Origin of the sequence: Paenibacillus farraposensis (assembly GCF_020736845.1) — a bacterium.
Taxonomy (GTDB): Bacteria; Bacillota; Bacilli; order Paenibacillales; family Paenibacillaceae; genus Paenibacillus; species Paenibacillus farraposensis.
Genome location: NZ_JAFFQR010000112.1, coordinates 92881 through 116284 on the forward strand (window position 1 = coordinate 92881; position 23404 = coordinate 116284).

General features: G+C 47.8%; 24 protein-coding genes. 1 reads left to right on the forward strand and 23 read right to left on the reverse strand.

Going from position 1 to position 23404, the window contains the following annotated elements; all coding sequences use genetic code 11:
• Positions 1-20 precede the first annotated feature (20 nt).
• The 6 genes from trmFO to JO375_RS18940 all read right to left on the reverse strand — a co-directional run bounded on the left by trmFO (position 21) and on the right by JO375_RS18940 (position 8146).
• Positions 21-1361, reverse strand: coding sequence for an FADH(2)-oxidizing methylenetetrahydrofolate--tRNA-(uracil(54)-C(5))-methyltransferase TrmFO (trmFO, locus tag JO375_RS18915; RefSeq protein ID WP_229525924.1), 1341 nt, complete (start codon positions 1359-1361; stop codon positions 21-23).
• A gap of 27 nt (positions 1362-1388) precedes the next feature.
• Positions 1389-3491 (reverse strand): type I DNA topoisomerase, encoded by a 2103-nt coding sequence (gene topA, locus JO375_RS18920; protein WP_229525925.1) that lies wholly within the window; start codon positions 3489-3491, stop codon positions 1389-1391.
• A gap of 355 nt (positions 3492-3846) precedes the next feature.
• On the reverse strand, positions 3847-4965 hold the full coding sequence (dprA, locus tag JO375_RS18925; protein WP_229525926.1) for a DNA-processing protein DprA: 1119 nt from the start codon (positions 4963-4965) through the stop codon (positions 3847-3849).
• 226 nt (positions 4966-5191) lie between these two features.
• Positions 5192-6121 carry a succinate--CoA ligase subunit alpha gene (gene sucD, locus JO375_RS18930; protein WP_229526876.1) on the reverse strand — a complete coding sequence of 310 codons (930 nt, stop codon included), beginning with the start codon at positions 6119-6121 and terminating at the stop codon, positions 5192-5194.
• 49 nt (positions 6122-6170) lie between these two features.
• Entirely contained in the window at positions 6171-7331 is a 1161-nt protein-coding gene (sucC, locus tag JO375_RS18935) for an ADP-forming succinate--CoA ligase subunit beta (protein ID WP_229525927.1), read from the reverse strand.
• A gap of 344 nt (positions 7332-7675) precedes the next feature.
• A complete protein-coding gene (locus tag JO375_RS18940) occupies positions 7676-8146 on the reverse strand; it encodes a MarR family winged helix-turn-helix transcriptional regulator (RefSeq protein ID WP_229525928.1) in 471 nt (156 codons plus the stop codon).
• 147 nt (positions 8147-8293) lie between these two features.
• Here JO375_RS18940 and JO375_RS18945 point away from each other — a divergent pair, with 147 nt between their 5' ends.
• Complete coding sequence (locus JO375_RS18945) at positions 8294-8722, forward strand: organic hydroperoxide resistance protein (RefSeq protein WP_229525929.1); 429 nt, start codon at positions 8294-8296, stop codon at positions 8720-8722.
• 206 nt (positions 8723-8928) lie between these two features.
• Here the strand turns inward: JO375_RS18945 and JO375_RS18950 are convergent, their stop codons facing one another.
• From JO375_RS18950 to ftsY, 17 genes are all read right to left on the reverse strand, one after another.
• The gene (locus tag JO375_RS18950; protein WP_229525930.1) at positions 8929-10665 is read right to left on the reverse strand and encodes a YifB family Mg chelatase-like AAA ATPase; all 1737 of its coding nucleotides are present in this window, start codon (positions 10663-10665) and stop codon (positions 8929-8931) included.
• 165 nt (positions 10666-10830) lie between these two features.
• Positions 10831-11382, reverse strand: a complete 552-nt coding sequence (locus JO375_RS18955) for a nitroreductase family protein (RefSeq protein WP_229525931.1) — start codon at positions 11380-11382, stop codon at positions 10831-10833.
• Between the two features lie 168 nt (positions 11383-11550).
• Positions 11551-11934 (reverse strand): YraN family protein, encoded by a 384-nt coding sequence (locus JO375_RS18960; protein ID WP_229525932.1) that lies wholly within the window; start codon positions 11932-11934, stop codon positions 11551-11553.
• The gene (locus JO375_RS18965) at positions 11934-12233 is read right to left on the reverse strand and encodes an EscU/YscU/HrcU family type III secretion system export apparatus switch protein (protein ID WP_229525933.1); all 300 of its coding nucleotides are present in this window, start codon (positions 12231-12233) and stop codon (positions 11934-11936) included. The genes JO375_RS18960 and JO375_RS18965 overlap by 1 nt, the downstream gene beginning before the upstream one ends.
• Complete coding sequence (locus tag JO375_RS18970; protein WP_229525934.1) at positions 12230-14359, reverse strand: DNA ligase; 2130 nt, start codon at positions 14357-14359, stop codon at positions 12230-12232. Before JO375_RS18970 ends, JO375_RS18965 begins: the two co-directional genes overlap by 4 nt.
• An 88-nt stretch (positions 14360-14447) precedes the next feature.
• A complete protein-coding gene (locus JO375_RS18975; protein ID WP_229525935.1) occupies positions 14448-15095 on the reverse strand; it encodes a ribonuclease HII in 648 nt (215 codons plus the stop codon).
• A 222-nt stretch (positions 15096-15317) separates the two neighbouring features.
• On the reverse strand, positions 15318-16178 hold the full coding sequence (gene ylqF / locus JO375_RS18980; RefSeq protein ID WP_229526877.1) for a ribosome biogenesis GTPase YlqF: 861 nt from the start codon (positions 16176-16178) through the stop codon (positions 15318-15320).
• A gap of 69 nt (positions 16179-16247) precedes the next feature.
• Positions 16248-16880: a signal peptidase I gene (gene lepB / locus JO375_RS18985; protein ID WP_229525936.1), complete on the reverse strand. Its 633-nt coding sequence runs from the start codon at positions 16878-16880 to the stop codon at positions 16248-16250.
• Positions 16881-16979: 99 nt separating this feature from the next.
• On the reverse strand, positions 16980-17324 hold the full coding sequence (rplS, locus tag JO375_RS18990; protein WP_007429998.1) for a 50S ribosomal protein L19: 345 nt from the start codon (positions 17322-17324) through the stop codon (positions 16980-16982).
• Between the two features lie 225 nt (positions 17325-17549).
• Positions 17550-18368, reverse strand: a complete 819-nt coding sequence (trmD, locus tag JO375_RS18995; protein ID WP_229525937.1) for a tRNA (guanosine(37)-N1)-methyltransferase TrmD — start codon at positions 18366-18368, stop codon at positions 17550-17552.
• A 1-nt stretch (position 18369) separates the two neighbouring features.
• On the reverse strand, positions 18370-18885 hold the full coding sequence (gene rimM, locus JO375_RS19000; protein WP_229525938.1) for a ribosome maturation factor RimM: 516 nt from the start codon (positions 18883-18885) through the stop codon (positions 18370-18372).
• A gap of 97 nt (positions 18886-18982) precedes the next feature.
• Positions 18983-19213, reverse strand: coding sequence for a KH domain-containing protein (locus JO375_RS19005; RefSeq protein WP_229525939.1), 231 nt, complete (start codon positions 19211-19213; stop codon positions 18983-18985).
• A 23-nt stretch (positions 19214-19236) separates the two neighbouring features.
• Positions 19237-19509: a 30S ribosomal protein S16 gene (rpsP, locus tag JO375_RS19010; protein WP_229525940.1), complete on the reverse strand. Its 273-nt coding sequence runs from the start codon at positions 19507-19509 to the stop codon at positions 19237-19239.
• Between the two features lie 66 nt (positions 19510-19575).
• Positions 19576-20952, reverse strand: a complete 1377-nt coding sequence (gene ffh, locus JO375_RS19015; protein ID WP_229525941.1) for a signal recognition particle protein — start codon at positions 20950-20952, stop codon at positions 19576-19578.
• Positions 20953-21004: 52 nt separating this feature from the next.
• Positions 21005-21373 carry a putative DNA-binding protein gene (locus JO375_RS19020; RefSeq protein WP_229525942.1) on the reverse strand — a complete coding sequence of 123 codons (369 nt, stop codon included), beginning with the start codon at positions 21371-21373 and terminating at the stop codon, positions 21005-21007.
• 164 nt (positions 21374-21537) lie between these two features.
• Complete coding sequence (gene trhA / locus JO375_RS19025) at positions 21538-22188, reverse strand: PAQR family membrane homeostasis protein TrhA (RefSeq protein WP_229525943.1); 651 nt, start codon at positions 22186-22188, stop codon at positions 21538-21540.
• A gap of 192 nt (positions 22189-22380) precedes the next feature.
• Positions 22381-23397, reverse strand: a complete 1017-nt coding sequence (ftsY, locus tag JO375_RS19030) for a signal recognition particle-docking protein FtsY (RefSeq protein WP_229525944.1) — start codon at positions 23395-23397, stop codon at positions 22381-22383.
• Positions 23398-23404 lie beyond the last annotated feature (7 nt).

Sequence of the window (23404 nt, forward strand, 5' to 3'; positions counted from 1 at the left end):
CTCCTCCTTTTCCTTCATCTCTATGCCTGTACTTCGGCTGGCATAACTCCCGTTTCATTGATGTAACGGCGCAAGCTTTCCAGCGCACGATTCGCAAGCGCTTCGTTCTTTTCCTTTTTATTGCGAATTCGTGTCTCCAGTTTGGGCAGCAGACCGAAGTTGGCATTCATTGGCTGAAAATGTTTAAAATCAGCAGTCGTAATATACCGCGCCATGCTGCCAAGTGTCGTTTCCGCAGGGAATACAAACATCTCCTGCCCGCGTGCCGCGCGTGCTGCATTCATTCCCGCCAGCAAACCTGAGGCCGCTGATTCTACATAACCCTCGACGCCAGTCATTTGCCCGGCAAAGAACAAATTGCTGCTCCCTTTAAACTGATAGGTTGGACGAAGCTGCTGAGGGGAATTGATGAAAGTGTTACGATGCATCACACCGTAACGTACAAACTCTGCCTTTTCGAGACCCGGTATCATCGAAAATACTCGCTTTTGCTCCCCCCATTTGAGGTGTGTCTGGAAACCAACCAAATTATACAGCGTACCGGCAGCGTTATCCTGACGAAGCTGAACAACTGCATGCGGCAGCTCACCGGTATGTGGATTTACGAGTCCGACAGGCTTCATGGGCCCAAACAATGCCGTCTGTTTCCCGCGCTGCATCATGACCTCGATCGGCATACAGCCCTCAAAATAAATTTCTTTTTCAAATTCCTTAACTTGCGCCACCTCAGCCGTAATCAAAGCCTCATAAAAAGCGTCAAATTCCGCTTCGTTCATCGGACAATTCAAGTAAGCCGCTTCTCCCTTGTCATAACGGGAAGCCAGATAAACCTTGCTCATGTCGATGGAATCCTTCTCAACAATCGGGGCTGCCGCATCGTAGAAGTAAAAATACTCCTCTCCCATCAGCGCTTTGATCTGTTCTGACAAAGCGGGAGAAGTCAGCGGCCCCGTTGCAATGACCACAATGCCATCCTGCGGAATGGTCTGAAGCTCTTCATTAACGACCTCGATCAGCGGATGCTGATGAAGCGTGTCTGTAATATGACCGGAAAACCCGTCGCGGTCCACTGCCAATGCTCCACCTGCTGGAACAGCATGATGATCCGCTGCGCTCAAAATCAAGGAGTTCAGCATTCTCATTTCTTCCTTCAGGACGCCTACGGCATTCGTCAGGCCGTTAGCCCGCAAGGAGTTGCTGCACACCAGCTCGGCAAATTTATCTGTATGATGTGCCGGTGTTTTTACAACCGGTCTCATTTCGTATAACTTAACAGGTACTCCACGGCTTGCAATTTGCCAGGCAGCTTCGCTGCCCGCCAAACCTGCTCCGATGACTGTTACCTTTTGGCTCTCACTCACGTTTAAATCCCCCTGCCATTGTTGTTCTTAGGAAGTCTCTACACCCTCATCGCTTTCTTCAAGCATTTCGCTGTGATCACAGACGGTACAGTTGAGCTTTGTTCCCTGTTTGGTGCGTTTCTCAACCATCAGGCTGCCGCAGCTTGGACAAGGCTTGTTGGACGGTTTATCCCAGGATACAAAATCACATTCCGGATAGCGGTCGCAACCGTAAAAAACACGTCCTTTTTTACTCCGTCGTTCAACGACATGGCCCTCACCGCATGTAGGACAAGGAATGCCGATATCCTTGACAATCGGTTTGGTATTGCGGCAATCCGGGAAGGCAGAGCAAGCCAGGAATTTACCAAAGCGGCCTAGCTTATATACCATCGGGCTGCCGCATTTATCGCAAATGACATCCGATACTTCATCCTTGATCTCGATTTCTTTCATTTCCTCCTCGGCTACTTCGAGGCGCTTCTCAAATGATTCATAAAAGTCGCTCAAGACCTGAACCCAATTGCCTTCTCCCTCTTCTACATGATCAAGATCATCTTCCATATTGGCCGTAAATTCCACATTCAGAATTTCAGGAAAGAACTCCTCCATCTGTTCAATGACCAATTCTCCCAGCTCGGTAGGGAAGAACTTCTTATCCTCAATGGCGACGTAACCACGCTTTTGAATGGTTTCCAGCGTCGGTGCATAGGTACTTGGACGCCCTATACCCAATTCCTCCAGCGTCTTTACAAGACGTGCTTCCGTATACCGAGGAGGCGGTTGTGTAAAATGCTGCTTGGGCTCAACCGATTCCTTTTTCAGCTTATCGCCTGGCTGAAGTGGCGGCAGCAGCTTATCTTCCTCGGTTTTACCATCATCATTCCCCTCTACATACACTTTCATGAAGCCTGGGAAACGAACCTTGGAACCGGCTGCCCGGAAAATCGTTTCACCCGCTTCAATATCAACGGATAGGGTATCCATAATAGCAGAAGCCATCTGGCTGGCCATAAAACGTTCCCATACCAATTTGTACAACCGGAACTGATCCCGACTCATAAACGGCTTCACGGTGTCCGGATTACGCAAGGCAGAGGTTGGACGAATCGCTTCATGCGCATCCTGAGCATTAGTCGATTTTTTCGAATATTGACGAGGACTTTCAGGTACATAATCTTCGCCGTATTTTTGGATAATGAGTTCTTTTGCTTCCTCCTGGGCCGAAGCAGCGATTCGTGTGGAATCTGTACGCATATATGTAATCAGACCCACTGTTCCTTCTTTGCCCAGGTCCACGCCTTCGTATAATTGCTGGGCTACAGACATCGTTTTGGACGCGCGGAAATTAAGCTTTCGGGCCGCTTCTTGCTGCAAGGAGCTGGTAGTAAATGGTGAAGAAGGATTGCGCAAACGCTCTTTCTCCTTCACATCGCGGACCTTGAAAGATGATTTGCCGATCGCCTTCAGCACTTCCTGTACGTCAGCTTCGCTGGAGAGCTCTTTCTTCTCGCCGCGCAGCTGATGGAATTTGGCTTCAAAGGTGCTGTCCTTAATGGCGAGTTTGGCTGTGATCGTCCAGTATTCTTCCGGTATAAAATCATTGATCTCCGCTTCGCGGTCCAAAATAATCTTCACCGCAACGGACTGCACACGCCCTGCGGACAAACCTTTTTTCACCTTTTTCCAGAGCAGCGGACTGATTTTATAACCCACAAGCCGATCCAGAATCCGTCTCGCCTGTTGGGCATTGACCAGATCCATATTGATTTTGCGTGGTGTTTTAAAAGCATCCTTAACAGCCTGCTTTGTAATTTCATTAAATACAACACGGCAATCTGCTGTATCATCCAGTTCCAGAGCATGTGCCAGATGCCAAGCGATAGCCTCACCTTCGCGATCCGGGTCAGCCGCCAGATATACTTTTTTTACTTTTTTACGGGCATCTTTTAATTCTTTTAGAATTGAGCCTTTACCTCGAATGGTAATGTATTTGGGATTAAAATCATTTTCGACCTCAACACCGATCTGACTCTTTGGTAAATCCCTGATATGACCCATGGAAGCCTTGACGATATATTTGCTGCCTAAGTATTTGCCGATCGTCTTCGCCTTGGAAGGCGATTCCACGATGACGAGTGAATCCGCCATAGGCTCTTCCTCCTCTCGATTATTACATGAATAGAATTGTCTTCCTGAAATGTGGTGAGCTATAGTTCGTAGAGGAGCTGCACGATGGATTTGACCTTACAATCGCTGTTATAACGGAATTCTTAGATTTTATAAAACCTTCGATAAGGTTAGAATTCCATTGCAAAGGCGAACGCTGTCGCTTTTCCAGATTCAAATCCAACGCTTCACTAGTACGAGCTATAAATCCAACACATTTCAGGAAGCAGGGAGGGAATAGGAATCCGCGATGCATATGAAAACCGTCTTCCCTCCACCTGACGATTAAAATTGAATTGGTGCAATTACCAATTTAAGGACTTTGCAAAATCAACTATTAAATAAGCTTGTATTTTGTGCCCGCCAGCTGGGCGATCCTTTTTTTTATGATTAACGATAACAGAACTGCGTGTAAAAGTCCAAAATCCCATGCAGTGGCTTCAAGCAGTTCATCCAATGTCATGGTTCCCTGCTCCAACAGCAGCACGATACGATTCTCCTCAGAGGTCTCATGCTCTGGCGTGCTGGGGACCACCTTCGCATCGCGACTCTGCTCTCTATTGTATGAAGAAACATCCCTTGTACGCAAATCGGCGGTATACTCCTCAATAATGTCCGAAGCTTCAGTGACCGTTTTGGCCCCTTGCTTAATCAAATTCAGTGTGCCTCTGCTCTTCGGTGAAGTAATCGGTCCGGGAACTGCAAACACATCCCGATTTGCCTCCAGAGCAGCATCGGCTGTAATGAGTGAGCCGCTTCTGGCATCTGCTTCGACGACAAGCGTCCCTCTCGTCAGACCGGCAATAATCCGGTTGCGCTGCGGAAACATCCCCGGATGTGACCTCGTTCCTGGTGGATACTCCGATACGATCAAGCCTTTGCTTGCCATCTCAGCAAATAAAAACGCATTTTGAGGAGGATAAATTTGGTCAATCGCCGTTCCGAGCACGCCAATCGTCTTCCCTCCCCGGCGCAGCGCTGTTTCGTGGCAAATACTGTCGATTCCTTTCGCTAATCCACTAACCACTGTAATTCCTGCATGACACAATCCCTCTGTTAGTATCTCCGCTGCTCTGCGTCCATAAGCAGTAGGAACGCGAGTTCCTACCATCGCTACCGCACATGTATGCAAAAGTGATTTATCCCCTTTTGTATACATTACCCAAGGAGGGTCAACCGTTTCCTTCATTAATAGGGGATAATCCTCGTCCACATAAGTTATCGTTCCAATATCGCCGGTTTGAGATCGCCGATATCGCTCATGAACCCATTCTTCGTCGTAACACTGTGCCGCAATGCGAGCCTGAGCAGGACTTAATCCGATGTCAATCCATTTCTGCTCACTAAATTGCAGCAGCTCATGCAGTCGATAATCACTCGACCAAATACGCTGAATTGTTTTTCTTCCGATTCCCTCTAATTCATGTAAACCTAACAAAAGCCATCTTTCTTCCAAACTGCGGTTCCCCCATTCACGGGAGAGAGAACCCTCCCTTATTTTGTGGCACATTGAATCATTTTGCAAGCGTTTCCCTGATAAGCCTGTCCCAATGCAAAAAAAAGCAACCCTTTCATCCCCTGTTTTCGAAGACGAAAAGGTTGCTTACCTTTCTTTTATTATACACGAGCAGGCAACAAATTTCGATTTGTTTTACAACCCATATATAATGAAGAAACACGATTTAATGTGTTGTACACAAATTCAGAATCCCGCGTTCTTCGAGCACACTGACAAGCGTCGAGCCCATTTCGGAAGGAGTCGGCGCCACCTTGATCCCGCAAGCTTCAAGTGTAGCAATTTTCTCCTTCGCTGTTCCTTTCCCACCGGAAATAATGGCGCCTGCATGCCCCATTCGTTTGCCTGGAGGTGCAGTCACACCTCCGATAAAACCTACCACCGGTTTGGTCATATGGTCTCGAATCCACTCGGCAGCTTCCTCCTCGGCTGTACCACCGATCTCCCCAATCATAATAACGGCATGAGTATTGGGGTCCTGATTGAAACGCTGCAAAATATCAATGAATTCCGATCCTTTAACCGGATCACCGCCAATACCAACCGCAGAAGATTGTCCTATGCCCCGGGTTGTCAACTGATGCACCGCTTCATAAGTCAACGTACCACTACGTGAAACAACACCTACATGACCTGGCAGATGAATGTACCCTGGCATAATGCCGATTTTACATTCACCTGGTGTTATAACCCCCGGACAGTTCGGACCGATCAGCACGGTCTTTTTACCTTCCATAAAACGTTTGACCTTAACCATATCCAGCACCGGAATGCCTTCGGTAATACAAATGACAAGATCCAGATCCGCATCCACAGCTTCCAAAATGGAATCTGCTGCAAACGCTGGCGGCACATAAATCACGCTTGCTGTTGCACCAGTAGCTTCCTTAGCTTCACTCACTGTATTAAACACAGGCAGCTTGACCTGCTGACCATTCTCCAGCGTAATTTCCACCTCGGTGCCGCCTTTACCCGGAGAAGTGCCGCCTACCATCTGTGTGCCATAATCAAGTGCACCCTTGGCGTGAAACAACGCCGTTTTTCCCGTAATCCCCTGTGTAATCACCTTTGTATACTTATCGACCAAAATACTCACGATCTTCACATCCCCTATCGTTTATTCGGCATATCGGAATGCAAACAGGCTATTGAACAAGTTCGACGATTTTTTGGGCACCATCCGCCATCGAATCCGCTGCCACGATATTCAACCCGGATTCCGCTAAAATCTGTTTGCCTAACCCGACATTCGTCCCTTCAAGACGGACAACAAGCGGACGAGTCAGCCCCAATTGCTTGGCAGCCTCCACTACGCCATTTGCAATGATGTCACACTGCATAATCCCGCCGAAAATGTTCACGAAAATACCCTTTACCTTCGGATCGGCCAAAATGATTTTAAACGCTTCAGTTACCTTTTCAGTCGTCGCGCCGCCCCCTACGTCCAGGAAGTTGGCCGGATCACCACCGTAATATTTGATAATATCCATCGTTGCCATCGCCAAGCCCGCACCATTGACCATACAGCCAATGTTACCGTCCAGAGCGATATAGCTCAGATCGTATTTGGACGCCTCAATCTCCTTTGCATCCTCTTCATCCAGATCGCGCAGTTCCAAGAGATCCTTATGACGGAACAACGCGTTAGAGTCAAAATTCAGTTTGGCATCCAGCGCCAATACATTTCCATCACCTGTAACGACCAGGGGATTGATCTCTGCAATCGAACAATCCTTGTCCACAAAAGCCTCGTACAATGCCAGCATAAATTTGACCGCTTTGTTTACCAGCTCATTAGGAATGTTAATGTCATAAGCCAGCTTGCGGGCCTGATACACTTGCAGCCCAATCGCCGGATCAACGACCGCTTTAAAAATCTTCTCCGGAGTAGCCGCAGCCACCTCTTCGATCTCCGTACCGCCTTCTTCTGAGGCCATCATTACGATACGTCCGGTTGCACGATCTACAACAACACCGACATAATATTCTTTGCGAATATCGCAGCCTTCCTCTATCAAAAGACGTTTGACCTCTTTGCCTTCAGGTCCGGTCTGATGCGTCACCAGCACCTTACCCAAAATTTCAGAGGCATAAGTTCGCACCTCATCCAAGCTTTTGGCTACTTTCACGCCGCCTGCTTTACCGCGGCCACCAGCATGAATTTGCGCCTTTACCACCGTAACAGCGCTTCCAAGCGATGTTGCCGCAGCAACGGCTTCTTCCACCGTATAGGCAACCTTGCCGTTCGGTACAGCCACTCCATACTGCTTTAATACTTCTTTACCTTGATATTCATGGATATTCATTTTGGAATCCTCCTATCAACATGACTGCAACAAGGGCGGTTCACAAGGAAATCTATACTAAACCTACATCATTGTAACATGTTTTTAAAACGCTTTCCTTATAATTTAACGTCATGAATTACAGTATTTTGATATCATTATCATTCCCAAAATCGAATGTTTGGATATTAATGGATATTGTTTTCTAATACAAAGGGGAGTTAAAAATGTGAACAAAAAAAGCACCTCTGCAACACGGGATTACCCCATCCGCAAAAAGAGGCGCTTCATTTCATTAGACATAGACCTTCTTTCAGCCAAAAAAACTCATGCAATGAGATTGTTGAACGTAGCTGAATATCCGATTATGATTTCTCAACCTGTACATTCGCTTGATGGACACGGTCCAGCAGATTATTGAACTGCAGCAGGAGCGAACCAAATTGTTCGCGGGTCATGCTCGTTTTTTCCCGAATACAGCTTGGTACAGATAGAGCCTTCTCTCGCAACGCACTGCCCTCGTCTGTCAAAGATATCAGCACTTTACGCTCATCCTGAGTCGAACGCTTGCGATCAATCAGTCCGGCGTTCTGTAATCTTTTCAATAGAGGCGTCAATGTTCCGGAGTCCAAGTACAACGCTTCACCCAGTTCCTTCACTGTACATTCTTTGCGCTCCCAAAGCACGATCATCACCAGATATTGTGAGTAAGTCACACCAAGCTTATCCAGGTAGGGCTGATACAGCTTCGTAATCTCTCTGGAGCACGCATATATGGCAAAGCATAACTGATTATCAAGTTTTAACGCTGCATCTTCATTGTGATTATGGTCCATGTTGTCAGATCACCTACTTTCGTCCCTATTTTAGCACATTATATAGCAAATTACATCCTAATTGCACAAAATCCTTTACAATTCATAATTATTTTGTTAAATTAAATTGTGTAAAATATATATTAAACGAGAGGCAGTGATTAAATTATGATGACCATTCAACAAAAAATGTATGAAACAACAGTAAAAGCGGTTGGCGGACGCAATGGTTATATCGAGTCTTCCTCCCCTGAACTTCGTTTGAATGTTGATACTCCAAAAGAAATGGGCGGTGCCGGCGGTGCAGGTACGAATCCCGAGCAATTGTTCGCAGCAGGGTATTCCGCCTGCTTTGACAGTGCTTTAAATATGGTTGCCCGTATGCAACGTGTTAAGCACGAAGGTACTGAAGTAACAGCTACAGTCCAATTCGGCAAGGTGGAAGACGGCGGCTTCGGAATTGGAGTAAATCTCGATGTACTGGTAAAAGGCGTAGATCATGAGACAGCAATAAAGCTGGTAGAAGGCGCACATGAGCAATGTCCTTACTCACGCGCTACCCGTGGAAATATTGAAGTCAAGCTGAACGTCTTGTAAAATGGCGTTTCTTCCATCAAGTAACATGGTAGATGATGTATAAATGTATATACGAAAGTGATATACTCATAGTATAATCACATTGTCATAATCTTTTTTTCTTCTCCAGAACTTTGCGTCTGGAGCTTTTTTTTGCCTTGATCTTCTTCCAATCTGGCCTGCAAATTGTTATATACATAAAATATGCGCAACACTTGCAATCTACATTAGTCTCCAGAAAAACTGATATTTATCTTATCCATATTTCGATATTGAATAGCCTCGGCAACATGCGAGGCCTTGATTTTTTCCGAACCGTTTAAGTCCGCAATCGTGCGAGACAGCTTGAGAATCCGATCATATGCACGCATGCTCACCGCAAGTGCATCCATCGTCTGATTGAGCAGCTCAGCCGCGCTTGGTTCCAGTACCGCATATTTGCGCAGCATCTGACCGGACAATTCACTATTCCATGAAAAAGAAAGCTTCGCGTATCTGTGAATTTGTATCGCTTGAGCAGCCAGCACCTGGCTCCGCATTTCAGCGGACGACAGTGATTCTTTTTCCTCCCGCCAATCCTTCGGTTGCGATACTTCAAGCTGTAAATCAATCCGATCCAGCAGCGGACCGGAAATACGTGACCGGTAGCGGGTTACCGCCGCTGGTGAACAGATACAGCGCTGCTGCCCCGAGTCATTGCCAAAAAAACCACAGTGACATGGATTCAGAGAGGCAGCAAGTAAAAAATGGGCCGGATACTTAAATACAGCACGTGAACGGCTGATCGTAACATTGCGGTCCTCCAACGGCTGACGCAGCACCTCCAGCACATGGCGGCTAAACTCAGGCAGCTCATCGAGAAATAGTATCCCCCGGTGGGCAAGGCTGATTTCTCCCGGCTTGGGAATGCCTCCTCCCCCCACCAATCCAGCAGCAGAAATGGTATGATGCGGGGAACGAAAGGGGCGAATGTTCATCAGGTGGGGCGATGATTCCTTCCATTTCCCGGCCGCACTATATATTTTGGTCACTTCTAGTGCTTCAGTTTCAGTCAAGGGCGGCAGAATGGACGGCAGCCTGCGAATAAGCATCGTTTTTCCGGCACCTGGCGGGCCCATAAGAATGATATTATGCATGCCAGCCGCAGCGATAACCAGTGCGCGTTTGGCGTGCATCTGACCAAGCACATCGCTATAATCCTCTATGCTGCTGATTGCCTCTTTAGCCTCACACAACGGTACATGCTCTGCCTGAGTTAAATGGTCATAGGAATGGATGAGGACCTGTTGTCTAACCCTAGGCTTGTGTTGTCTAGAGTTTGCAGTGTGATTCACAACTGCTTGAGCAGCCTCATCTATCGTCAAGTTATCGGCTTCGTTCATGGTCTGTCCGTCGAATGGATGCGGTGCAGAATCAGAACTCCAATCGGTTGCTTGACCGTCAACAGTGCATATTGCATGATCTTTAGCCGGGATGAGATCTGTCAGATGACGAATAACGTAACTACGTATCCCCGTAATTAGACGAGCCTCGCTCGCATTTTCCTCAGGAAGCAGCACCGAATGGAACCCTTCCCGCTTGGCCAGATCAACCATAGACAGCACTCCGTTTACAGGCCGAATGCTGCCGTCCAGCGCCAGCTCACCAATAAACAGCGTCCGTTCTCCATCAGGCAGAACAACTTGTCCACTGGTGGTCAGCAGCCCTAAAGCGATAGCAAGATCAAAAGACGAGCCTTCCTTGCGCAGATCAGCAGGGGCTAAATTAATCGTTACACGCTGGGATGGGTATTTAAAGCCGCAGTTTTTAATTGCTGCTCGCACACGTTCCACTGCCTCCCGGATCGCCGAATCCGGCAATCCGATGATTGCAGTCTGAGGCAATCCATTGGACAAATCCGTCTCAACCTCAATCAAAACGCCATCTATTCCATACAGACAAGCTCCATGCAATTTTCCATACATACAAAAAAGCACCTCTCCTCATACTGAAATGTCTCCCGATAGGAATCATTGCATATATGAAAAAAGGTGCTTCCATATTTTCATTCATCGCAAATGTAATGTTCAAAAAAATAAAGTTCTAAATATTGCTGTTATATGACTTATTTGAGAATATCTCACAACCAGTTATTTGTCAAATAGAGTTAGCTTATCAGCTGCCGATGTACGTGGTCTTGGTTCAGGGATCACCTCGGGATAGCCTGCATATATCATTCCAATTACCTTTTCTCCCGGCTTAATTCCCAGGTGCTCGCGGAATTTGGGCGAATACAAAAATGGCTTTGTCACCCAAAACGTTCCAATGCCTTTACTCCATGCAGCGAGCATAAAGTTTTGCACAAGCGCGCTGACTGCTGCAAAATCCTCATCCCAAACCGCTTGGCGTGGATCTTCTTCTAGCACGACCAGAAGCTGAATCGGGTTGTGCAAAATACCGCTCTCAAACTTGTTGTCCTTGCCTACATCGGCTGCGACAGCTTCTGCAAGCTTGTACCGCCCCTCGCCAGCAAACAACAAAAAACGCCATGGCTCACGCATTTTATGATTAGGAGCCCATACAGCGACGTCCAGCAGTTCTTTGATCGTGTCTACCGGAATGGGATCAGCTTTGAATTTTTTGATCGTTCGGCGGTCCTGAATGACATCTATGACATGTTCACTAAAGGTTTGCTTTGTCACGTATATCCTCCTTAACAGGTACAGCTTTTCAGATGTACATGATTTATTGAAAATGATAACCATTTTCAATAAAATATACCTTTAGTTTTTCTTTCTGTCAACTGTAATGTCAACTTTACATATGGAAATCCAGTCCGCTTGTTAACCTTTGAACGGCTCCCACTTTTTTTAGAACGCATCGATGAAATGTTCCGTAACAACAGCCGCTTCGCCGGTCAGCTGTACAGCAAGCATATCAAAACGGATTGGAGCATCTCCAATCCCGTTCATATGCAAATATACAGCGGCTGTTTGGCGAACCTGGGTTATTTTGCGCGCTGTGACCGATTCTGCTGGTGTTCCATATTTGGAGCCGCTTCGACTGCGTACTTCAATAAACACGAATGTACCCTTCTGTTTGGCAACCAAATCCAGTTCACCGCTGCGGCAGCGCCAATTACGCGCTAAAATATGATAACCCCGTTCTTCCAAATACAGAGCCGCTGCCTGTTCGCCCATCGTTCCTTTTGCTTTCCGTTGATCCCTGCCCGGAGTCTTCATTTCATTGCTCATCACCTGTCATCCCTTGATGCAAGCCTATCCATTTGATAAATATAGGTAAGCACCTCTGCTACCAATTGATAGAGCTCCGCAGGGATTTGTTCGTCCAAATCAAGCTTGGACAGTACTTCAACCAGCGCGGCATCCTCCTGAACAGGAACACCATGCTCTCTGGCCTTTTCTAAAATGCTATCCGCAACCCGGCCGGTTCCCTTGGCAACGACAATCGGTGCTTCATTCTCACCGGGCGTATATTTAAGGGCGACCGCCTTCCTCATGGAGGGAGAAGGAGCTTCCGACGGATCTTTCATATTTTAAGATCGACTCCTTTATAAGACTGAGGTACATAGCTTTGCACCTCAGAAGAGACGGGGCCTTCCGGCTCAGTCCTTACGGGCATAGGCTCGGTACGAAGTGATAGAAGCTGATACCCTAGTGACTCCAGTGCCGCCTGAATGGATTCACGTCCACTGGTTAGCAGCGAAGCCGCCCATTCCTGATCGTTATGGAGCTTGAGACTTACAATCCGGTCTACCACTTGTACATCCACTAATGTCGGTCCAAGCCCTTTCATGTCCAGATCAAACCAAAGGCGACAGTTGGATGCATCCAGTTCCCCCCGTTTGCCGCGGCGAGATTGAATCTGGATCGTAGCCGTTTCACGCCCGTCCGGCCCGACAAACGGAATAAACAGATGCACTTGCGCAAAAGGCGCCGTTCGGTCTGTATTTAGCAGCAACTGCTGACCCGTCAGGTGCTGTACGACCTGCTGGGCCGCCTCCTTCAAGGCGGGCGGCACATCATCGCTGCTCAGCAGTTGGAGCAGCGCTCCTTTTACGGTGTCTGTGTCTGCTGACACCGTACCGCCTGCCGCAGCCGCTAGCCCCGGCAACGGCTGCGGTGCCTCCTCCGGCTGCGCCGAACGCACAGCCGTCCCTTGCACGGCTGCGCGGTGTACCTGTTGCTCGTGCTCTGCACCGAGCAGCTTGAGCACGCGGCCCACCCACGGCGCCTCCGCAGGAGTGAGCTGCGTGCTTGGCGCTCCAGATGCCGCTGGCTGCGAAGCAGCGGTATCTGGAGCCCGCATCGCGCTCGCCGTGGCTTGCTGCGCTTCGGCCACGGGCCGCTCCGGCGCATCCGTGCCCAGCGCTGGCGGAACGGCTGCGCGCAGCTCTTGCAGCAGCGTGTGCAGCCGCTGGAGCGGCGGCTCGTGCGCAGCCGTGTTGCCTGCCGCGGATTGCGGCACAGGGCCGCCAGTCGGCTGTGTCGCAGCGCGTTCTGTTGCGTCAGCGGTTGCCGCTGGCTTCGCCCCGGCAGGCTCTGCCGTTGCTGCCGCTGGACTACCGGCGGCATCTTTAGGCTGCGTGCCTGCCGTGCCGACTGGCTGCGCCTGCTCCGCTTTGGCGCGGGAAGGACCGCTTGACGCATCAGCGCCCGATTCAGGCATATGGGAGGCAGCGTCCGAAGTTGCTGCCGCTCCGCGCCCATTGGCTGTCTCCGCTGCATCTGGCGCAGTCCCTTGAGCTCCAGATGCAGCTCCGGTCTGAGCCTTTGGCTCTGCGGCCATGGCATTTGCTTCACTCTCCGCGGCAGCAACCAGATTGGCTGCTTGAGTCCCTTTCAGCAATTCCTTGCCGCCTGTTGCTTGTCCGGCTTCTGCCTGCTTTGCAGTAGCCGAGACATCCTTGGACAATACAGGAGCCTGAGGGGCTTCCGCTGCACCTACTACCCTAGTGGTGGAGGCACCAGCTGAGGCGGAGCCAGATAATACCTGATCAGTTACCTTAGCAGCTATTGCTTCTCCCTTGGTCCGGGCTGTAGAAGAGACTCCCTGTCCTTGCTGCTTTAATACTGCTTCAAGTTCCTGCTGCAGCGTTGACAACAAGTCATTTAAAGAGGGACCAAACATCGCTTGCCGTAAGCCATTTATGCTTTCAGCCGTTAAGGGAAGCCCGCGCTGAAAAGCAACGGCTGCCGCCTGCACGAATGTTCCTATTGGTATATTGCCGGATTGCTTCGCCAAAGCATTCTGCAAAGATGCTGCATTTTCCGATGTCAACGGCACACCATTCTTTTGCATAGCCTGAATAAGTGCTCTGTTCTGAGCTGTATCCGGCAGTCCCACCGATTCCAATATATCGGCAAGAGCAACGGTTTGCTGTGGTCCTTGAGTTGCATCGTTCAAAGGCTTAAGCACCGTCATGCCACTGGAGGAAGTGGGTTGTACCTGAAATGTTGCAGTCTGTCCGGGCTGAAGAGGGGTCTCCAGCTTGGCTCTGACTTGGGAACCTTGTATTTGCAGCACAGCCTCACCGCCGTCCTCGGACACCTTTAATACGACGCCTCTTACGACTTGACCTGGCTGCATATCGAGCTTTTTGACCTCGCCCGCCTTCACATCACCAAGTAATCCACGAAATACGGATCCGATGTTCATATCGCCCCTCCTTTCTTCGTCCCTTTTTCAAAGGGCCTATTTATTGGGTATACATTATATCGGCATAGTCCGGTTTGATAATAAGGTTTTACAGATCAAACAGCGTCGGCTGCTCTGTCAGCAAATTGCCCAAAAAGCTGCGTCTGTGCATCTCTGTCGGTCCCAGTGCCAAAATTTGTTCCCTGTGCAGCTTGGTAGCGTAGCCTTTATGTATGCTAATTCCGTATTCAGGATACTTTGCATCCCATTCGCCTTTGCATAGCCGATCACGAGTAACCTTGGCGATAATAGAAGCCGCGGCGATAGATTGGCTGTTCGCATCTCCCTTAATGATAGATAGCTGCGGAACAGGTACATCTACCTTTTCGGCATCCACCAGAATATAATCGGGAGATACAGATAAAGCCTTAACAGCCTGCTTCATCGCCAAACGAGCTGCTTGTTTAATGTTGATCTCATCAATCGTCCGCGCATCCACATAGCCAACTCCAACAGCAATCGCCTTCTCCATAATCAGCTCGTAGTATGTTTCTCTCTTTTTGTCGGTCAGTTTTTTGGAGTCATCCACGCCTTCCAGCACTTCACCTACCGGTAAAATAACTGCTGCAGCCACAACATCCCCGAACAAACACCCTCGGCCTACCTCATCAACACCAGCAATTCGCTCACAGGATTGCTCCCAGCATTTTTTTTCATAGTGAAGCATGTCCTTCACCACTACCTCTTTGTTTTCCATATCCCATACCTGCCCATCCTATGTAGTTTAAGGCTTCCTTCATGCCGCACTCTTTGGATAAAATTCAGCTTACCACAGACCTACACCGTCCAAAACCTTTTTCTGTCTGCCTTTACATACCAAAAAAAACATAACAAAAAACCTTCCTCCTCTCCAGAGAGATGGGGAAGGTTCTTCCTTGCCGCAATATGCGATGTTCTGCGCCAGGTACGCTTACGACAATCAGTAAGGAGCCTCTAGGCTGAAGCGTCCCAGCTTTCCCGCACGCAGTTCACGCAAAATTATTTTGGACGCTTTTTCAAGATCTACACGTCCACCGCTAACAATACAGCCACGTTTACGTCCGATGGCTTCCATAACGTTAACAACTTCATCAGGATTTTCGATGTCTTCAGGACGTTCGGTAAGATCGAAACGCTCTGCCAGGGCCTCCCAATAATATTGGACAAAATATTTGGTCGCGAAAAAAGCAATATCCTCGACATTCAGAATTTCTTCCTTGATCGCACCCGTAACTGCCAGGCGGTAACCAACATTCTGATCCTCAAATCTAGGCCACAAAATCCCCGGTGTATCCAGCAACTCAATGTCTCCAGTCTTGATCCACTGCTGTGCCTTCGTTACCCCCGGACGATCACCTGTCGCTGCAATATTACGTCCTGCCATTCGGTTGATCAGTGTTGATTTGCCGACATTCGGAATACCGACAATCAAGGCACGGATCGGACGGGGATTCATTCCTTTGGATATTTGCCGATCTATCTTTTCCTTAAGCAGCAGCTTGGCCTGAACCGGAATTTCCTTCATTCCTGTCCCTGTCGTGGCATCAACCTGAAAGGCTGTATGCCCCTGCTCCTTAAAGTAGGCAATCCACTGTTGCGATACTGCCGGGTCCGCCAAATCCGCCTTGTTCATCACAATCATTCTCGGCTTTCCCTGCAAAATATCATCAATCATTGGATTTCGACTGGAAAGTGGCAATCGAGCATCAATCAGCTCAATCACCAAATCGATCAGCTTTAATTTTGCTTCAATTTGGCGGCGCGCTTTGGTCATATGACCAGGAAACCATTGAATCGTCACCGTCATCACCTCATTGATCGTAACTTCTGTCCTTAGCATTAGGCTTCTAGTTAGTAATTACGCTGCATTTTAGTTATTTGAGTGGTTAATCCACTGCATATCTTTCGCCGGCCAGAAAATAACGTCGGCCCGGCCCACAACTTCCTTTAAATCAATATACCCAATCATTCGGCTATCTGTACTATTGGAACGGTTATCTCCCATAACAAAAATATGCCCAACCGGAACTTTTCCATCCTTAAACTTTTCATTCGGGAAATTTGTGAACTTGTTGTAGAGCTCGCCATTTTGATGCGCTTCTTCCAAAGGAGCTTTGAGATAAGGCTCCTGAATCGGCTTGCCATTCACTGTAACCGTGTCACCTTCTACCTTGACCGTATCACCCGCAACGGCAATGACACGCTTGATGAAATCCCTTCCTTCCTCCGGCACATGGAACACAATCACTTCGCCCGGTTTAGGGTCGCGGAAATCATACAAAATCTCATTTACAATGACGCGTTCTCCGGTATGGAAGTTAGGCTGCATCGATGGTCCATCCACAATAAACGGCTTAAAGAGAAGCCAACGAATTAAAAAGACAAGCACTAACGCAATTATGATGGCCTTTAGCCACTCAAAAATCTCCCTTTTTGGTTTACGCTTGGGCGTACCATCCTGATCGGGTGGCTGCACAGCCCCTTGTCCTACTTCATTCTTCATAGCTCACTGTCCTCTCTTTACGGTCATTAATCCACAGTTCCCTATGTACGTAGAAAAAGCGAAAGGAGCTTGTAAACAAGCCCCTTTCGTTTCGTTGTATTAACGACGAATTTCTTTAATTCTCGCTGCTTTACCGCGCAGTTCACGAAGATAATAAAGCTTCGCACGACGCACTTTACCACGGCGAGCCACTTCGATTTTATCGATTTTTGGGGAATGAAGCGGGAAAGTTCTTTCCACACCTACACCGTAAGAAATTTTACGAACTGTAAAAGTCTCACTGATTCCACCACCACGGCGTTTAATAACTACACCTTCAAACAACTGGATACGCTCACGAGTTCCCTCAATAACCTTCACGTGTACTTTCAAAGTATCACCAGGACGAAAGTTAGGCAGATCTTTACGCAGTTGTTCTTCAGTGATCGCTTGGACGATATTCATCTATGACTCCCTCCTTCCGTACAGGTGTTCATGCTTCTTCTGGAAACACATCTATTTCCTTCATCATCCACAGAGGACCACCGTATTACACACAACAGATTCATTGTATCATGGAGGTTACCGTAATGCAACAACAAAAGGGATTTGACCAAACATTTTATTTAATTGACTTCATTATAAAACACGTCACTACCTGCTTTCAAATCTGCTCTAGGCTAAAGCGCTTTAACACTTGTCTCCCGGACCGTCCGGTTGGCGTTGCTCTTCAATCCAGGCGCGTTCCTTGTCTGTCAGTTCGGCCTTCTCCAGCAGATCAGGCCGGCGTTCCAATGTACGGCGCAATGCTTCCTGTCTTCTCCAGGCATCAATATTCACGTGGTGCCCTGACAGCAGCACATCAGGTACTTTCCAGCCCCGGAATTCGGCAGGACGGGTATAATGGGGATACTCTAGCAGCCCCGTGCTAAACGAGTCTGTAATGGCACTGGTTTCATTACCCAGCACACCCGGCAGCAAGCGTGTCACACTATCAATAACGACCATGGCAGGCAGCTCCCCGCCAGTCAGTACATAATCGCCGATAGAGAGCTCATCTGTCACCAAATGCTCCCGAATCCGCTCGTCATAACCTTCGTAATGTCCACATATAAAAATAAGATGGTCCTCTTTGGCCAGCTCTTCCGCTTTCTGTTGCGTAAAAGTCTCACCCTGTGGACACATCAAAATAATCCGCGGCGCTTTCAAATCAGCATTTCCTTTGTTCTTTTCATGATGGACGACTTTATCGACAGCCTCTAATGCAGGCCGCTCTGAATCATCCAACAATGCTTCCACTGCAGCAAAAATGGGGTCCGGCTTCAACACCATGCCGCCCCCGCCACCATAGGGCGTATCATCTACCTGTCCATGCTTGTTTCCGGCATACTGGCGAAAATTAATCGCTTGCAGCGATACAATTCCCTTATCTCTTGCTTTTCCCAGAATACTTGCATTAAATACACCATCAAACATTTCAGGAAATAGAGTCAGCACATCCACCCGCATTTTATAGCAACCCTTCCATTAACCGCACCGTTACCCGCTTTTCACGCACGTTTACATCCAGAATAACACTTTCTATATACGGCAATAACAGTTCCTTGCCATTAGGCATTTTGACCACCCATACATCATTGGCGCCCGGAGTCAAAATTTCTTTGACCACACCAAGCTTATCTCCGTCTTCAGTCATTGCTTCCAGGCCAATGACTTCATGAAAATAGAATTCATTTTCTTCTAGCTCGCCTAGCCGTTCAGCAGATACCTTCAACATCGAACCTTTGTATTTTTCAACATCGTTGATATTGTGATATTCCTTGAATTTAACGATAACCATATTTTTGTGAAGACGCGCTGTTTCCACGGTAACGGGAACCGGTGCTTTATCATCCGACGAAACAATCAATAACTCGCTACCTTTAGCAAAACGATCCTCAAGAAAATCAGTCGTCGTTAATATTTTAAGCTCGCCGCGAATTCCATGCGTATTCACAATTTTTCCGACATTAAACAATTGCTGCATCGTGTTCCTCCCACACGTAATCGGTTCCGCTCTACATCATCTTCATCATGTACGAAAAAGGGCTAGGACATACATCCTAACCCACTTTCGTATATCTTTAAGATATGATGTCTACGGTAACCCGTTTATCCATCTTAACGGCTGCTGATGCAACCACAGTGCGAAGCGCCTTGGCGATACGTCCCTGCTTGCCGATGATTTTGCCTACATCATCAGGATGCACACTAAGCTCATACACAACAAGCCGATCCTTCTCCAAGGTCTTCACAGTTACATCTTCCGGATGATCTACTAAAGCCTTAGCAATGATTATCACTAATTCTTCCATAATTGACCCTCCGCATCAGCACCTTATTTCTGTTGTCTAAGCTCATGAAACTTTTTCATCACGCCCGCTTTGCTAAGCAAGTTGCGAACTGTGTCGGATGCTTGTGCACCATCTTGCAACCATTTCAGCGCTTTATCTTCATCAATTTTTACAACCGCTGGTACTGCGATAGGGTTGTAGTAACCGATTTCTTCGATAAAACGACCGTCACGCGGGGAACGGGAATCAGATACCACGACGCGATAGAAAGGAGCTTTATGTGCACCCATACGTTTCAGACGAATACGAACTGCCACGAAAATTCACCTCCTTCAAAAAATAGACTATAGATTGTTATCCATCATTCCTAAAGCCTCAGAACCTTAACGGAATGGAAACTTCAAGCCTTTGCCCATATTCTTCAACTGCTTAAGAGCCTTGTTTTTACCACCCTTAGGCCCCATCATATCCGAGAATTGCTTCATCATACGGCGCATTTCGTCGAATTGCTTAATCAGGCGGTTTACCTCAGCCAGCGATGTCCCGCTGCCAGCAGCAATCCGTTTGCGGCGACTATGATTAATCATGTCCGGGTTTTGCTTTTCCTGTGTAGTCATTGAATGAACGATAGCCTCAATACGGCCCATCTGTTTATCATCCACTTTGACATCTTTCATTTGCTTCATGTTGCCCATACCGGGAATCATATCAAGAATCTGATCGATCGGACCCAGCTTTTTAACCTGATCCATCTGATCCAGAAAATCCTCGAAAGTGAACTCGGCATTGCGCATTTTCCGTTCCATTTCCTTCGCCTTGTCAGCGTCGATATTGGATTGCGCTTTTTCAATCAGGGACAACATGTCGCCCATGCCCAAAATCCGTGAAGCCATTCGTTCTGGATGGAACGGCTCCATGGCATCCAGCTTTTCACCCAGCGTAGCAAACTTGATCGGACATCCCGTCACAGCCTTGACCGACAGAGCCGCACCGCCACGGGTATCGCCATCAAGCTTTGTCAATACGACCCCTGTCAGCTCCAGGCTGCTGTTAAAGTGTTCAGCAACGTTAACCGCGTCCTGACCCGTCATGCTGTCGACAACCAGCAAAACTTCGTCCGGATTGACATTTGCATGAATCTGGCGAAGCTCTTCCATAAGCTCTTCATCAACGTGCAGACGGCCGGCGGTATCGATAATAACGTAATCATTGCCATTATCCTTGGCGTGCTGCAAGCCCTGCTTTGCAATCTCCACCGGGCTTGTCTGATCTCCGAGTGTAAATACAGGAGCCTTGATCTGCTCCCCAAGAATCTGGAGCTGCTTGATCGCAGCCGGTCTATAAATATCACCAGCTACCAGCAACGGGCGATGATTCTGCTTTTGCAGGAGCTTCGCCAGTTTACCGGACGTGGTCGTTTTACCTGCGCCTTGCAGACCCACCATCATAATGACCGTAGGCGGCTTGTTGGCCTTGGCAAGCTTGGCCTGGCTGCCACCCATCAACTCGGTCAGTTCCTTGTTCACGATGTCGATAATGACCATGCCCGGGGTAAAGCTATCCATGACTTCCTTACCAACGGATTTCTCTTTCACCTTGGCAATAAAGTCCTTTACAACCTTGAAGTTAACGTCCGCTTCAAGCAAAGCCAAACGCACTTCACGCATTGCCTGAGCTACATCATCCTCAGACACTTTGCCTTTGCCGCGCAATTTGCTGAATACATTTTGCAAGCGTGTCGATAATCCTTCAAATGCCATACTTTCGCACCTCCTTGTCTACTAAGGATATTTATATACTAATCTATAAGACCTACAATTCCTGCAGGCGATTTACAATTTGATGAACATGCTGCACAGTGCCTTCATGAGCTTCGCCCATCTTACCGAATGCCTCATGCAAAGCCGTATCCAGTTCTTTTAAATCTTGGACTCTGCGTTCATGCTTACTGAGCAATCCAAGCTTTTCCTCATACATTTCCAGTACTTGTTCAGCACGTTTAATATGTTCATACACTGCCTGACGGCTAATTTCAAATTCCGAAGCAATTTCTCCCAGTGAAAAATCATCATGGAAGTAATATTTCAAAAACATCTGTTGCTTCTTCGTAAGCAGAGGTTCATAAAAGTCAAACAGTCGGTTTATCCGGTTCGTCTTTTCCAGCCGATTCTCCTGACTCATCACCTATACCTCCATCGTCAAGGAAAAACACTTTACAGTTCTTTTCAACGTTCCTTATCATACATAAAAGAAAAGAAGATGTCAAGCGTTATCCCTTGTCATACAAAAAAAGCCGATCCACAGCCCTTAAACGGAAGTACGGATCGACTTTTGCCATCTGTTTCTTATACTCTGACTGGAGTAAGATACAGTAAAATAGCGAGAAAATGAAGTATGCTGCCTGCCAAAACAAACAGATGCCAGACCGCATGATGATACGGAAATGCCCGCCACACATAAAAGATCGTGCCCAACGTATACATGATACCGCCCACGAACAATAACATCATCCCGCCGGCTGGCACCACTGTCATTAGAGGATTCCACGCAATGATGATAAGCCAGCCCATCACAACATAAAACACGGTAGACATGAACAGAAAGCGTTTGGTGAAGAACGCCTTGAACAGCACACCGGCCAAAGCGATTCCCCAGATTACCCCAAACAACGTCCAGCCCAAAATTCCTCGCAATGCAACGAGCAGAAACGGGGTGTAGGTTCCTGCAATGAACAGGTAAATGCAGGAATGGTCGAATATTTCGAACAAGTCCTTCGCTTTCCCTTCACGCAGGCTATGAAGCAATGTGGAATTGGTGTACAACAATAGCATCGTAATCCCGTAAATCGTAAAGCTGACGACATGCCAAGCAGTCCCTTTTATACTGGCAAAAACAATGAGCAGCACAAGCGCCGCTACGCTTAAAACGACGCCAATTCCATGTGTAACTGCGTTGGCCACTTCTTCCCGCCGGGAATAAGTATAGGTGTTCACCATCGGTTCTTCACCTGGCTTTCTGTAAATTTGGTATACACGAAAAATATCTCTGGCATCGATAGACCCGTTGCTCTCATTATATCGCTCTATGATCTTGGACAGCAAACACGATCCAACTTAGACCAAACCTTTATAAGGCCATATGATCCAGAGGATTGTCGAACTTTACGGTAAGTCCTGCGCAGGCCTGAATCAGTGTAGTTCTTCCTCGCCGTCAGCAGCTCCTTCGCCAGCCTCTTCCTGAATCAGGCCTGCAAACAGTGCATGGACGAACTGCTCAGAATCAAACGGCTGAAGGTCTTCCATTTTTTCACCTAGGCCTACCAGTTTAACCGGCAAATTCAGTTCTTGACGGATTGCCACAACAATCCCGCCCTTTGCCGTACCATCCAACTTCGTCAATACCAGCCCGGTTACCCCGCTTTTCTCTCCAAACAGCTTGGCCTGGTTCAGTGCATTTTGTCCGGTCGTGGCATCAAGTACCAGCAGTACTTCATGAGGAGCGTCCGGAATTTCACGCTTGATAACACGGAAAATTTTGTTCAGTTCCTCCATCAGATTGCTTTTATTCTGAAGACGTCCTGCAGTATCACACAGCAAAACATCTACTTGACGCTGCTTGGCTGCCTGTACCGCATCATACATGACCGCAGCCGGATCGGAGCCGGATTGCTGCTTAATGACCTCTACACCTGCACGTTGGCCCCATACCTCCAGCTGTTCAATCGCCCCTGCACGGAATGTATCTCCGGCAGCAAGCATCACTTTTTTACCCTCTTGTTTAAAACGGTGAGCCAACTTGCCGATCGTTGTTGTTTTGCCGACACCATTAACCCCGACAAATAGAATGACTGTAATCCCGTTAGAGCTCATTTGGAGCTGATTGTTGTCATTCCCCCGCAGCAGTTCGGACAGCTTTTCCGACAATACAGGCTGAAGCTCGGATGCGTCCTCGATCTTGCGTTTTTTCACTTCTGCCCGCAGATCATCAATCAGGTTCATCACCGTATTGACACCTACATCCGCTCCGATCAGAATTTCTTCCAGCTCCTCATAAAACTCCTCGTCGATCTTTTTGCGGCGAATCATCAAATCCGTTACTTTTTCAACAAAGCCTTTTCTTGTTTTTTCCAACCCGTCCCTGAACTGTTTTGTAACGGATTCCGTTTTGCTCGCAATACTTTCCTTTAATTTTCTAAAGAAGCTCATAGATTCC